Origin of the sequence: Paraburkholderia sp. 40, assembly GCF_050434105.1 — a bacterium.
Taxonomy (GTDB): Bacteria; Pseudomonadota; Gammaproteobacteria; order Burkholderiales; family Burkholderiaceae; genus Paraburkholderia; species Paraburkholderia tuberum.
The window spans coordinates 1,218,892-1,231,195 of the sequence record NZ_JBNPVY010000004.1; the positions used below are offsets into that span (position 1 = coordinate 1,218,892).

The following is a 12,304-nucleotide window of genomic DNA, read 5'->3' on the forward strand; positions in this document are numbered from 1 at the left end:
CGAACCTGAACGCGCCGGCAGCGCCGCCGGCGCGCTTTTTTTCGAAGGCGGTGCATGCCGGCACGCTGCCGGCAGTGCCAAGCGATTCAGCGATAGACGATCACAGGAATTTTCGTATGCGTGAGCACGCGCTGCGTTTCACTGCCGATCAGCAGGCTGCCGAGCCCGCGCCGCCCATGCGATGCCATGAAGATCACGTCGCAGCGCCCCTGCTCGGCCGCTTCGATGATGCCGAGATACGGCGCCGGATGCACGCTCGTGCGGCTCTCGACACTGACGCCGACGCGGTGCGCCGCATGCTCGACTTCGCGCAGATGCACGCGCGCCTCGCGCTCGCTGCGTTGCAGGAACTCGCCTGGCGGTTCGACCACGACATCGGAGAACGGCGAGTACGGATATTGGGGCAGACAGGCGTATGCGGTAACGCGGGCGCCCACGGCCTGCGCGAGGTCGATCGCGCCCGCTATCGCCTTGCGTGACAGATCTGAACCATCGGTCGGAACCAGGATGTGCCTGAACATGATCCCCTCCGTCGCCGGCTGCCCGCAGCACGGCGTCAGCGTCCACCAAAGCCCACGGTGCAGGCTGCTCGAAACGATTGTAATGCGTATGAATGCGGGTATCCGCGTCTGTCTGGAGATTGGCGCATCAGTCCCAGTAACCGGGTTCGCCGTACGTATGCTTGAGAAAGTCCAGAAACAGCCGCACCCGCAGCGGCAGATGACGGCGCTGCGGGAACACCGCGTGGATGCCGATCGGCGGCGCGGCGAATTCGTCGAGCACGCTGACGAGGCGGCCCGTCGCGATCTCCGCGCCGACCTCCCACCACGAGCGCCACGCGAGCCCGTGTCCGGCGAGACACCATTCGTGCAGCACCGCGCCGTCCGAGCACTCCATCGTGCCGGATACCTTGATCGACACGACCTTGCCGTCGTGCTGAAACATCCAGCCGCGCTGCTGGTTCGCGCTGGCGCCGAGCGCGAGGCAGTTGTGGCGCGCGAGATCGGCCAGGCTGTGCGGCGCGCCGCGCCGGCTCAGATACGCGGGCGACGCGACGCATACGCGGCGGTTCTCCGCGAGCTTCAGCGACACCAGCGACGAATCGGGCAACTCGCCGAGCCGCACCGCGCAATCAAAGCCTTCGTTGACGAGGTCGACGAGACGGTCGGACAGATCGAGCGTGATCGACACGTCCGGATGCGCGACCGTGAACGCGGGCACCAGTGGCGCCACGTGCCGGCGCCCGAAGCCGGCCGGCGCCGACAGCCGGAGATGGCCGCTCGCCTTCACGCCGCCCGCCGACACGCTCGCCTCGGCGTTCTGCATGTCGTGAAGAATGCGCTGGCAGTCTTCGAGAAAGGCCGAGCCTTCGAAGGTCAGCGTGATCTTGCGCGTCGTGCGCACGAGCAGCTTCACGCCGAGGCGCTCCTCCAGTGCGTCGATGCGCCGGCCGATGATCGCGGGCGCGACGCCCTCGGCGAGCGCCGCCGCGGACAGGCTCCCTTTGGCCGCGACAGTGGCGAAGGTCTCGATCTGCTTGAAACGGTCCATGAACGATACGCGCCGCGGCGAGGCGGAAAAGTGGGCAGTGCGCGTCAGATTAGATACGAAAAAGTAAAAGAACAAGTGATCTTTAGCCTATTTTTTAGCACCTAAGGTCACCAATACAATCGATCCCGACCTCTGACAGGAGCGCATGGCAATGTCGGCCACAACGACACCTTCCCCGCGAGCAGTGATTTTCGACGCCTACGGCACGTTGTTCGACGTGCATTCGGTGATCGCCGCCGCGGAGCAACTGTTCCCCAGCCACGGCGACGCGCTGTCGCAGCTGTGGCGCCAGAAGCAGATCGAATACACGCAATTGCGCACGCTCGCCGCGCGCAGCGACGCCCCCGGCGAACACTACCGCCCGTTCTGGGACATCACGCTCGACGCGCTGCGCTTCGCCGCGAAAAGACTGCAGCTCACGCTCGGCCGCGCGGCCGAAAAGCGGCTGATGGACGAATACGCGTGCCTGTCCGCATTTCCCGACGCGGTGCCCGTGCTGCGCGCGTTGCGCGAGGCCGCCGCCGCGCCACGCGTGGGGCTCGCGATTCTGTCAAACGGCAATCCGCAAATGCTCGACATCGCGGTCAAGAGCGCCGGCATGAACGCCCTCTTCGATCACGTGCTGTCGGTCGACGCCGTGCGCGCGTACAAACCCTCGCCTGCCGCGTATGCGCTCGGCCCCGACGCGTTCGGCGTGGCCGCGCGCGAGATCGTGTTCGTGTCGTCGAACGGCTGGGACGTCGCGGGCGCGACATGGTTCGGCTTCACGACGTTCTGGCTGAACCGGCAGAACCTGCCCGTCGAAGAGCTCGGCGTGACGCCGCATGGCACCGGTAGCGGCATGAACGATCTGCTGGACTTTCTGCGCACACTCGCGACGTCGTCACGCTCGAGCGGCGGCCGTCGAACGAAAGTTCCTGGCAGTGGCAGTCGCAAGCGCGCCGGCCCGCGCGTATGACGGCGCCCCTCGCATTCGGCAATCCACTTCCCCCCTTTTCAACCTTCGCATTTTTGCAATCTGACCGACCAAGGAGAAAACATGGCTAATTCGCTGTCGTTGCCGCAAGGCATGGAAATCACCGGCGACATCAAGCCCGGCTTTGACGCGATCCTCACCCGCGAAGCGCTGGAACTCGTCGCGGCCTTGCACCGTACGTTCGAGCCGCGCCGTCAGCAGTTGCTGCAGGCGCGCGTCGAGCGCGCGAAGCGGCTCGACGCGGGCGAGCGGCCCGACTTCCTCGCCGCCACCAAGAGCGTGCGCGAAGGCGACTGGAAGATCGCGCCGCTGCCGCAGGATCTGCAGTGCCGGCGCGTCGAGATCACCGGCCCCGTCGAGCGCAAGATGATCATCAACGCGCTCAATTCGGGCGCCGACTCCTACATGACCGACTTCGAGGATTCGAACGCGCCGAGCTGGGACAATCAGATCACCGGTCATATCAATCTGAAGGACGCGGTGCGCCGCACGATCTCGCTCGAACAGAACGGCAAGGCGTACCGGCTCAACGACAGGACCGCGACGCTGATCGTACGTCCGCGCGGCTGGCATCTCGACGAGAAGCACGTGAAGGTCGACGGCCAGCGCGTGTCGGGTGGCATCTTCGATTTCGCGCTGTACATGGTGCACAACGCGAAGGAGTTGATCGCGCGCGGCTCGGGCCCGTACTTCTATCTGCCGAAGATGGAGAGCCATCTCGAAGCGCGGCTGTGGAACGACATCTTCGTCGCCGCGCAGGAAGCGGTCGGCGTGCCGCGCGGCACGATTCGCGCGACGGTGCTGATCGAGACGATCGTCGCCGCGTTCGAAATGGACGAGATCCTGTACGAGCTGCGTGAACATAGCTCGGGCCTGAACGCGGGCCGCTGGGACTACATCTTCTCGGCGATCAAGAAGTTCAAGAGCGACCGAGACTTCTGCCTCGCCGATCGCTCGCAGATCACGATGACCTCGCCGTTCATGCGCGCGTACGCGTTGCTGCTGCTGAAGACCTGCCATCGCCGCAACGCGCCGGCGATCGGCGGCATGAGCGCGCTGATTCCGATCAAGAACGATGCGGCCGCGAACGACAAGGCGATGGCCGGCGTGCGTTCAGACAAGGCGCGCGACGCGGGCGACGGCTACGACGGCGGCTGGGTCGCGCACCCGGGCCTTGTGCCGGTCGCGATGGAAGAGTTCGTCAAGGTGCTCGGCGATCGGCCGAACCAGTTCGGCAAGCAGCGCGTCGACGTGCTCGTGACCGCGACCGACCTGCTCGACTTCCGCCCGGAAACGCCGATCACCGAAGCGGGCTTGCGCAACAACATCAACGTCGGCATTCACTACCTCGGTTCGTGGCTCGCGGGCAATGGCTGTGTGCCGATTCACAACCTGATGGAAGATGCGGCCACCGCCGAGATTTCGCGCTCGCAGGTCTGGCAGTGGATCCGCTCGCCGAAGGGCAAACTCGACGACGGTCGCAAGGTGACAGTCGAACTGGTGCGCGAGCTCGCGGCGCAGGAACTCGACAAGGTCAAACAGACGGTGGGCGGAGATACGAAGCCGTATGAGCGTGCCGCGCAGATCTTCGAGCAGATGTCGACCGCGGAGCAGTTCACCGATTTTCTGACGCTGCCGCTTTACGAAGAGATTTGATGGTGTTGATGATGCGGGCTCGAGCGCCTTGGGCCTGCTCGAGCCAGGTGATCCCCTCGGCTTGAACGACGGCACGCCGCGGACATACGTGGCGCGCCGTTTTTTTTTGCTCGCCTTCGTGGACCAGCTCAGCGCGTGCGCCGATGTTCGACCCAATCTCCTGAACGGATTTCGGGCAGCCCTTTTACGGCGCTTGGCGCGACCGGATAGAAGCGGCAATTCACGACGTTGCCGTCCACTTTGACCATCACCTCACGTGCCAGAAAACGATCCTCGACGCCCGGATACACGGCTTCGATTTCGTCGAGCACCGCGACGAGCGCATCGTCGATTTCATAGACGTCGCCGCGCACGTCGATGCCCGCTTCGTCGACGACGAGACCCGGATAGGCGCCAAAATCGAACAGATGGCCGCGCACGGTGGTACTGCCGAGCAGGCTCGGTGCGGGGATGTCGTTGCGCGCGGCGGCTTCGCTGATGTCGTTGGTTTCACCGGCACGCAGCGTGCCGTAGACAAAGACGGTCTGCATCGTCGTTGAGTCTCCATGGTCAGAGGTGATGTCGGTGGCTCGGCGGCCATCGGGACATTATGCAACGGCGGCCCGTCGGCAACAGAAACTGGGCACGGCCTACAATGCTTGATGCCCGCGGCGGTGAATGGCCTCGACCGCGCTTCGCCGTTGCCAGCTCCGTGATCCGAACCGACCTTGCCATGACCTCGTCCTCCGACTCAGACTTGTTGAGCCGCGTGCGTTTCGCCGACATACCGCCCGAGTTCGCGCCGAACGAGATGCATCCGATCCGCGTGCGCTCGCGGCCAATGCCGGCGGGCTGGCATATCGCGCGTCATACGCATGCCTGGGCGCAGGTCGCGTATGCGTCGCGCGGCGTGCTGCGGGTCGCAACGACAGGCACGACATGGATGGTGCCGCCATCGCGCGCAATCTGGTTGCCGCCGCATGTGACGCACGAAGTGGTCGCCGTCGAGGATGCGTTCCTGCGCACGCTGTACATCACCGAGAGTACGGTGCCGGCCGGGCTCGATACGCCGCGCGTCGTCGAAGTATCGAACCTGTTGCGCGAGGTGATTGCCGCGCTCGATACGCCTGGCCTGTCCGCCGCGCGCGAGCAGGTGCTCGGCGCGCTCGCGCTCGATGAACTGACGCGCTCCGAGCCGTTGCCGCTGTCCGTGCCGATGCCCAGCGAAAAGCGCCTGCGCGCGCTGTGCGAGGCCGTGATCGCCGACCCGATGCATGGCGAGTCGCTCGAGCAGTGGGCATCGACGGTGGGCGCGAGCACGCGCACGATCGCGCGGCTGTTCCGCCAGGAGCTGGGTGTGAGTTTTTCGCAGTGGCGTCAGCAGGCGATTCTCGCGCGCGCCATTCCATTGTTGAGCCAGGGACGGCCGCTGTCGCACGTCGCGCAGGAACTGGGCTATCAGAGCCAGAGCGCCTTCTCCGCGATGTTCCGGCGTGCGTTCGGCGCGAGTCCACGCGCGTTTATCGAGCGAGGCGCCGAGCATCGCGCGAGCAACGGCGAGCATGATGACGCGCAAGCGGATGATGAAACGGCACAGGATCAAGCCGGTTCGACGGACGTCGCCGAGCGGTGAATGGCGACAACTAGCGCTGCGCGTCGGCCATCAATGCGGGGCACGCCTCAAACCCGCCGCGCCAGATGACGGATTGCGCCTAGCTGCGCTAGCCGCGGCCCGGCGAGCTTATAGCCCTTGCGCTGATAGAGCCGCGCCGCCGGATTGTCGACGAATACGCGCAACTGCAACTCGCGCAGCCCGCGCTCGCGCGCCCATTGATGCGAGATGTCGAGCAGAAACGTACCGGCGCCAAGCCGACGATATCCTTCGGCGATCTGCACGTCGCGGATATGCAGCGAATCACCCTCCTCGGTGATACGCAGCACGCCCATCGGCACGCCATCCACTTCGAGAATGAAATTCTCCGATTCGCGCCAACTGCCGAGAAACAGATCGCTGCGCCACACCAGATGATGCCGGCGATAGTAGCCGCCCATGTTGTTGCGGGTCAGCGCCTCGGCAAACTCGAAATCGTCCATGCTGGCCGTGCGCAGATGAAACGGTGACGGAGCTTCGGTGGGATCGAACATGGCAGGACCGCGAGGATGAGTCGGATAAACGGTAAAACATGCCGCGCGCGCTGGCAATGGCTGTTTGTCCCGAGCCTTCCGGGAGGCGGCCGGCAACGGCAGTAGAAACGGACGGTTACGGTCCTATGTGCAGGCGCCATCACCCGCTCACCAGCACGACGGCTGCGGATATACACGTTCGCATCGTCGGCACAGCGCACGAAGCAGTGGCCGCGCCGTTCCAGTTCCTTGTCCACCACGTCGAGCTACACGTTGGCCAGCAACGGCGGATCAGCCGGATCACGCTGGCCTCGCCAATTCGTTTTCTGTAGACGGTCAATCAGGATGTCGTGGTTGACCCGGTCGAAGAACTTCTCGAGATCAGCGTCCACCACGATTCGCCGGCCCGACTTCACGTACGACTGCGCGGCAAGCACCGCGTCGTGCGCACGCCGTCCGGGCCGGAAGCCGTAGCTCTCCTCGTTGAAGGTCGGGTCCAAAACCGGCTGCAGCACCTGCCGCAGCGCCTGCTGGATCAGCCGGTCCGTTACCGTCGGGATGCCAGGCTCGCACTCACCTCCGTCCGGTTTCGGGATCGTCACCCGCCGTACCGGACTGGGCCGGTACGTCCCCTTCAGCAACTGTTCATGGATCGCGGGCCACGCTGTCACCAGAAGGCGCAACGTCTGGTCAATGTCCAGACCGTCCACGCCAGCGGCTCCCTTGCTGGCCCGTACCAGTTTGAACGCGTGCTTCAGGTTCTCTCTCGTCAACGCCGCTACCAGCAGCGATGACAGCGATGACCCTGTGTCCCCGGATTCATGGCGCGGGCAACAGGCTTCGTCGCTCACGGAAATAGGCAGCTTCACCGTGCGTGCCTCCGATCGCCCGCTTGCGCGGGCATCTGACGCAATTCCTGTCGCATCGACATGGCGCTGGACACTCCCTCCCGTTCGGCCCTTCATCACCAGCTTCAGTCTCACCGATCTGTCCTGCGACTACTACGGCCTCTGCTGACTTCTAGCTCCGGCTCGACGCCGTCGCCCTTTCAGGCATGAGGCGAAATCTCCCCAGGTAAGAGCGCACTCCTTCATCGCACAGCCGCCGCATTTACGCCGCTTCGCCTTGGTCACAAGAGCTTCGCGGTCTATTGCTCGCCCGCCGTGCCTGGCAACGCCTTCTATGCAGTTCTTGTTCATCGGCTCGCGATTTACGCTCCACGCTTCCTTCCCACATTCGGCCGCCCTCATGCAGTTGCGCTTCACTTCATTCGCTGTGACCAGCTTATGGCGGGACTTGCACTGGCAGGATTGCGCCCATGCTGGGCGCACAATAAAAAAAGCCCACGTCTTGCGAAGTGGGCTTTCTCAAATCTGGCGGAGCGGACGGGGCTCGAACCCGCGACCCCCGGCGTGACAGGCCGGTATTCTAACCAACTGAACTACCGCTCCAGATTCTGCATCGCAGCCTGCGAGCCATACTCTCAGCGTGCTCTACCGTTCAAACTTCCAACCGAACGACGCCGATGTTCTGGCGTCCCCTAGGGGATTCGAACCCCTGTACTCACCGTGAAAGGGTGATGTCCTAGGCCTCTAGACGAAGGGGACAACGTACTGCTTATACCTTTAATGAAAAAGCCCGTTCAAGTATGTATGAACGGGCTTTGTCTGGCGGAGTGGACGGGACTCGAACCCGCGACCCCCGGCGTGACAGGCCGGTATTCTAACCGACTGAACTACCACTCCAGTCTTTACACCCTGCTTGCGAGCGTCGGTTAATTCTCTGCAAGCTGCGCTGCTTTACTACTACTCGAATACTAAAGCGACGCTGATGTTTGGCGTCCCCTAGGGGATTCGAACCCCTGTACTCACCGTGAAAGGGTGATGTCCTAGGCCTCTAGACGAAGGGGACAAAATCTTTTCAGATCCGTCTCAATCCACTTTTGACTTGATCAACTCGCGCTAACTTTTCAGTTAATTCGCCAAGTTATTTTCTGGTCAACAGCGAAGACCGCTACTTTAACCACATTTCAGCAGTTTGTGAAGTCTTTTTTCTACAACCACCAGACTTCTTAACCACTTTAACCTCTCTGCTCTGTTGGTGGAGGTAAGCGGGATCGAACCGCTGACCTCTTGCATGCCATGCAAGCGCTCTCCCAGCTGAGCTATACCCCCGCGCACATCAGAGAAACGAGATTCTAGAGGGCGATCTGCGCTTTGTAAATACCCTTTGAGCAATTACATTCGAATTTTCTCCGGAGGCATGCGAAACCTCTGACGCACGCCGCCAACGGATTAGCCAAGCGCTTTTTCGATGCGGCTAACGACGACGTCGCGACCGAACAGCATCAGCACGCTATCGATCGACGGTGTATGCGTCGTACCCGCCACCAGCAGACGCACCGGCATCGCGAGCTGCGGCATCTTCAGCTTGTGCGTGCCGAGCGTCGCTTTCAGCGCGGCGGCGATCGCCTCCTTGGTCCATTCGACCGTATCCAATGCAGCGGCCAGATCAGCGAGCGCCGGACGAACCGCGTCGGTTACGTGCTGTGCAAGCGACTCAGCGTCGGGTGCCGGGGTGCGATAGAACATCGCGGCGTTCTGCGCGATCTCCTTCACGGTCGAAGCCCGATCCTTCATCAGGCCCACCACGCTCGTCAGATCCGGACCTTGGGTGAGTGTGGCTTCGTCGATGCCGAGCTCCGCGAAGAACGGTTTCGCCAGTTCGGCGAGGCGTGCGTTGTCGGCTTCCTTGATGTAGTGCGCGTTGAGCCAGTTCAGCTTGTCATGGTCGTACTGCGCCGGCGACTTGCCGAGGTGCTCGAGATCGAACCACTCGACGAACTGCTCGCGCGTGAAAATCTCCGCGTCACCATGCGACCAGCCGAGGCGCGCCAGATAGTTGACGACCGCTTCCGGCAGATACCCCGCATCGCGATAACCCATCACGCTCATTGCGCCGTGGCGCTTGCTCATCTTCTCGCCCTGCTCGTTCAGCACGGTCGGCAGGTGTGCATACACCGGCGGCTCGCCACCGAGCGCGCGCAGTATGTTGATCTGGCGCGGCGTGTTGTTGACGTGGTCGTCGCCACGAATCACGTGAGTGATGCGCATGTCGAGATCGTCGACGACGACGCAGAAGTTATACGTCGGCGTGCCGTCCGGACGCGCGATCACGAGGTCGTCGAGTTCTTCGTTCGAGATTTCGATGCGGCCTTTCACCGCGTCGTCCCACGCGACCACGCCGGTCAGCGGATTATGAAACCTTAGCACCGGCTTCACGCCCACGGGCGGCTCCGGCAGCACCTTGCCCGGCTCCGGGCGCCACGTGCCGTCGTAGCGCGGCTTTTCGCCTGCTTCGCGCTGGCGCTCGCGCAGCGCGTCGAGCTCTTCGGTCGACATGTAGCACGGATAGACGAGCCCCGCCTCCTGCATCTGCTTCAGCACTTCGCGGTACCGGTCCATGCGCTGCATCTGGTAGAACGGGCCTTCGTCGAAATCGAGGCCGAGCCACGCCATGCCTTCGAGAATCGCGTCGACGGATTCGGTCGTGGAGCGCTCGAGGTCGGTGTCCTCGACCCGCAGCACGAAGGTCCCTTTCATCTTGCGCGCGAACGCCCACGGATACAGCGCCGAGCGGATGTTGCCCAGGTGGATGAAGCCGGTGGGACTCGGTGCGAAACGGGTACGAACGGAGGTGGTCATTAGCGGTTACTCGGAAAACAGGCGCCGGCGCTCAGGCGAACATGACTGCGAAGCGCGGCAGCGAAGCGTGCCCATGCTGCGCGCGACGTCGCGCACGGCCACGAGGGAATAAGTACAAGAGCCGAATTATACCTTCCGCACGCGGGTTGCCGCCCTCGTCCGAACGACCTAAGGCGCGTGGATGAATGGCGTCCGGACATCTGCGTACGCACCTTCCCAGCGCTCGCCCAACCCATCTTGAAAAAGCGCCGTGTCAGTTCCGAATACTTCCTCTGCAACGTTTCATTACAGCGGACCGCGCGAGCCGATCGTTTGCATTAAGATGTGCGCGCGCTGCGATGCGGGCTTACCGCACATCGATCCGATACGGAGCGAACACCGCTGCAGCGTGCGCAATCGCCGTCGGCGATCCGCCCGGTCTGACCTCAGCCTGATCGCGGTACGCGCGACGCCGCTCGCGTCGCCCGCGCCGTTGCTGGAGAACTCGTTGAAACCCTCATCCCCGAACTTGAGCCGCCGCAGCTTTTCGCTGGCGGCCGCATCCGCGGTGCTTGCCGCCTGCACCACGACCGCCGGCAAACTCGATGGCGCGCCGATCATCGCGACGCCCGCCGTTCCCCCGCCGCCTGAAAAAGCGCAACAGAAGCCGGTTCGCGTCGCGCTCGCTCTCGGCGGCGGCGCCGCGCGTGGCTTTGCGCACATCGGCATCATCAAGGCTCTCGAGGCGCGCAATATCCAGATCGACCTGATTGCCGGCACGAGCGCCGGCTCCGTCGTCGGCGCGCTGTACGCGTCGGGCATGAACGGCTTCGCGCTGAACAAGCTCGCGCTGTCGATGGACGAAGCGTCGATCAGCGACTGGGCGATGCCGTTTCGTACGCGCGGCTTCCTGCAGGGCGTCGCGCTGCAGAACTACCTGAACACGACGCTGAACAACCGCCCGATCGAGAAGATGGCGAGGCCGCTTGGCGTGGTCGCGACCGATCTGCAAACCGGCCAGCCGATCCTGTTCCAGCGCGGCAACACCGGCATCGCGGTGCGCGCGTCGTGCAGCGTGCCGTCGATCTTCGAGCCGGTGAAGATCGGCGGTCACGAATACGTGGATGGTGGTCTCGTCAGCCCGGTACCGGCGTCGTTCGCGCGCAAGATGGGCGCGGATTTCGTGATCGCCGTCGATATCTCGCAGCGACCGGAGACCGGCGTCACGGCAAGCTCGTTCGACGTGCTGATGCAGACCTTCACGATCATGGGCCAGACGATCAAGGCCTACGAGCTCGACAAGTACGCCGACGTGGTGATCCGGCCGAATCTCGCGGCGATGAGCGGCAGCGATTTCTCACAGCGCAACGCCGCGATCCTCGCCGGCGAGGAAGCGGTCGCGAAGATGATGCCGGAGTTGCAGCGCAAGCTCGCCGCGCGGCGCATGGGAGCCTGAAAGCCCGGCGACGCACAGTCGCTGTGCGTCGCCATGGCAAAAATGCGCGCATCAAACGCAAAAAGCCTGCTTCGAACGAAGCAGGCTTTTTTATCGCCAGGCCTGGCGCCGAATCAGTTATTCCCGCCGATCGTCGCGGTCACGCGCTTGCGCAGATCGTCGGCCTGATACGAGGTCTCGATCCGACGCGCACCCGTAAAGCGTTTTTCCCAGTAGCCGTCATCCATGTCGTCGACGCGGATCGTGCTGCCGGTGGACGGCGAGTGCACGAACTTGTTGTCGCCGATATAGATGCCGACGTGCGAAAACGTGCGGCGCATCGTATTGAAGAACACCAGGTCCCCCGGTTTCAGGTCGCTTACCCGCACCTTCTCGCCCAGGCGGCTCATTTCCTCGGCACGGCGCGGCAGCGCGAGACCGAGCGTGTCCTGGAACACGTAGCGCACGAAACCGCTGCAATCGAGCCCGGAATCAGGCGTATTGCCGCCCCAACGGTAGCGAACGCCGATCATGTTCAACGCGCCGACCACCACGTCGCCCGCTTTGCCGGCCATTCCCGAAAGGAACGATTTGGCGCCGCCGCTTTCGCTGCCTGCGGCCTTGGTTTGGGGAGTGAGAAGGGAGAGAGGATCCGAGCCGTTGGCGGTCGAATATGAGGCATTCTGACTAAAACTGCTTACTTCGTCGGCGAACGCGCCGGGAGCTGCTGCCATCAAGACGCCAATGAACATCCCGGCGACGACGCGCGTGCAAGCCTGGGTGAAGTTTCTGTGCTGCATTGGTCGGTAGTTTTTGCCAAAAAATCAGGGGTCTAGAAAAAAAGTTTGCTCGATACTAGCCAGTAAGTATTTGCCTGTCAAAAGGAATAGGAAAAATCAA

General features: G+C 63.2%; 10 protein-coding genes, 5 tRNA genes and 1 pseudogene. 4 read left to right on the forward strand and 12 right to left on the reverse strand.

Annotation, left to right across the window (positions count from 1 at the left end):
• Positions 1 to 86 precede the first annotated feature (86 nt).
• Together OKW28_RS27220 and OKW28_RS27225 are read right to left on the reverse strand one after the other, a co-directional pair.
• On the reverse strand, positions 87 to 521 hold the full coding sequence (locus tag OKW28_RS27220) for a universal stress protein (protein WP_090800630.1): 435 nt from the start codon (positions 519 to 521) through the stop codon (positions 87 to 89).
• Between the two features lie 127 nt (positions 522 to 648).
• Entirely contained in the window at positions 649 to 1,551 is a 903-nt protein-coding gene (locus OKW28_RS27225) for a LysR family transcriptional regulator (RefSeq protein ID WP_184004033.1), read from the reverse strand.
• Positions 1,552 to 1,702: 151 nt separating this feature from the next.
• Here OKW28_RS27225 and OKW28_RS27230 point away from each other — a divergent pair, with 151 nt between their 5' ends.
• Complete coding sequence (locus OKW28_RS27230) at positions 1,703 to 2,509, forward strand: haloacid dehalogenase type II (protein WP_429450326.1); 807 nt, start codon at positions 1,703 to 1,705, stop codon at positions 2,507 to 2,509.
• A gap of 81 nt (positions 2,510 to 2,590) precedes the next feature.
• The gene (gene aceB, locus OKW28_RS27235) at positions 2,591 to 4,183 is read left to right on the forward strand and encodes a malate synthase A (protein WP_429450328.1); all 1,593 of its coding nucleotides are present in this window, start codon (positions 2,591 to 2,593) and stop codon (positions 4,181 to 4,183) included.
• A gap of 128 nt (positions 4,184 to 4,311) precedes the next feature.
• On the opposite strand, the gene OKW28_RS27240 is transcribed toward aceB, so the two are convergent.
• On the reverse strand, positions 4,312 to 4,713 hold the full coding sequence (locus OKW28_RS27240) for a gamma-glutamylcyclotransferase family protein (protein WP_184066255.1): 402 nt from the start codon (positions 4,711 to 4,713) through the stop codon (positions 4,312 to 4,314).
• A gap of 182 nt (positions 4,714 to 4,895) precedes the next feature.
• Between OKW28_RS27240 and OKW28_RS27245 the strand changes: the two genes are divergently transcribed.
• The gene (locus OKW28_RS27245; protein WP_429450331.1) at positions 4,896 to 5,795 is read left to right on the forward strand and encodes an AraC family transcriptional regulator; all 900 of its coding nucleotides are present in this window, start codon (positions 4,896 to 4,898) and stop codon (positions 5,793 to 5,795) included.
• Positions 5,796 to 5,842: 47 nt separating this feature from the next.
• Here the strand turns inward: OKW28_RS27245 and OKW28_RS27250 are convergent, their stop codons facing one another.
• The 8 genes and pseudogenes from OKW28_RS27250 to gltX form a co-directional block, all read right to left on the reverse strand.
• Positions 5,843 to 6,307, reverse strand: coding sequence for a GNAT family N-acetyltransferase (locus tag OKW28_RS27250; RefSeq protein WP_018417609.1), 465 nt, complete (start codon positions 6,305 to 6,307; stop codon positions 5,843 to 5,845).
• A 122-nt stretch (positions 6,308 to 6,429) separates the two neighbouring features.
• Positions 6,430 to 7,217: pseudogene (locus OKW28_RS27255) on the reverse strand (reverse transcriptase domain-containing protein); the annotation flags it as partial.
• Between the two features lie 443 nt (positions 7,218 to 7,660).
• Positions 7,661 to 7,737: transfer RNA gene (locus OKW28_RS27260), tRNA-Asp, on the reverse strand.
• Between the two features lie 80 nt (positions 7,738 to 7,817).
• Positions 7,818 to 7,893, reverse strand: a tRNA-Glu gene (locus OKW28_RS27265).
• Positions 7,894 to 7,954: 61 nt separating this feature from the next.
• Positions 7,955 to 8,031, reverse strand: a tRNA-Asp gene (locus OKW28_RS27270).
• A 90-nt stretch (positions 8,032 to 8,121) separates the two neighbouring features.
• Positions 8,122 to 8,197, reverse strand: a tRNA-Glu gene (locus OKW28_RS27275).
• A 187-nt stretch (positions 8,198 to 8,384) separates the two neighbouring features.
• Positions 8,385 to 8,460: transfer RNA gene (locus OKW28_RS27280), tRNA-Ala, on the reverse strand.
• Between the two features lie 120 nt (positions 8,461 to 8,580).
• Positions 8,581 to 9,990, reverse strand: coding sequence for a glutamate--tRNA ligase (gene gltX, locus OKW28_RS27285; protein ID WP_429450332.1), 1,410 nt, complete (start codon positions 9,988 to 9,990; stop codon positions 8,581 to 8,583).
• A gap of 487 nt (positions 9,991 to 10,477) precedes the next feature.
• Between gltX and OKW28_RS27290 the strand changes: the two genes are divergently transcribed.
• Positions 10,478 to 11,425 (forward strand): patatin-like phospholipase family protein, encoded by a 948-nt coding sequence (locus OKW28_RS27290; protein ID WP_429450333.1) that lies wholly within the window; start codon positions 10,478 to 10,480, stop codon positions 11,423 to 11,425.
• A 113-nt stretch (positions 11,426 to 11,538) separates the two neighbouring features.
• On the opposite strand, the gene OKW28_RS27295 is transcribed toward OKW28_RS27290, so the two are convergent.
• On the reverse strand, positions 11,539 to 12,204 hold the full coding sequence (locus OKW28_RS27295; RefSeq protein WP_429450334.1) for a C40 family peptidase: 666 nt from the start codon (positions 12,202 to 12,204) through the stop codon (positions 11,539 to 11,541).
• Positions 12,205 to 12,304 lie beyond the last annotated feature (100 nt).

Excerpts from the sequence above, each read along its gene's own strand:
- OKW28_RS27230 (WP_429450326.1), top strand. The coding sequence starts at position 1,703 with ATGTCGGCCACAACGACACCTTCCCCGCGAGCAGTGATTTTCGACGCC.
- gltX (WP_429450332.1), bottom strand. The coding sequence starts at position 9,990 with ATGACCACCTCCGTTCGTACCCGTTTCGCACCGAGTCCCACCGGCTTC.
- OKW28_RS27220 (WP_090800630.1), bottom strand. The coding sequence starts at position 521 with ATGTTCAGGCACATCCTGGTTCCGACCGATGGTTCAGATCTGTCACGC.
- OKW28_RS27245 (WP_429450331.1), top strand. The coding sequence starts at position 4,896 with ATGACCTCGTCCTCCGACTCAGACTTGTTGAGCCGCGTGCGTTTCGCC.
- OKW28_RS27250 (WP_018417609.1), bottom strand. The coding sequence starts at position 6,307 with ATGTTCGATCCCACCGAAGCTCCGTCACCGTTTCATCTGCGCACGGCC.
- OKW28_RS27240 (WP_184066255.1), bottom strand. The coding sequence starts at position 4,713 with ATGCAGACCGTCTTTGTCTACGGCACGCTGCGTGCCGGTGAAACCAAC.
- OKW28_RS27225 (WP_184004033.1), bottom strand. The coding sequence starts at position 1,551 with ATGGACCGTTTCAAGCAGATCGAGACCTTCGCCACTGTCGCGGCCAAA.
- aceB (WP_429450328.1), top strand. The coding sequence starts at position 2,591 with ATGGCTAATTCGCTGTCGTTGCCGCAAGGCATGGAAATCACCGGCGAC.
- OKW28_RS27295 (WP_429450334.1), bottom strand. The coding sequence starts at position 12,204 with ATGCAGCACAGAAACTTCACCCAGGCTTGCACGCGCGTCGTCGCCGGG.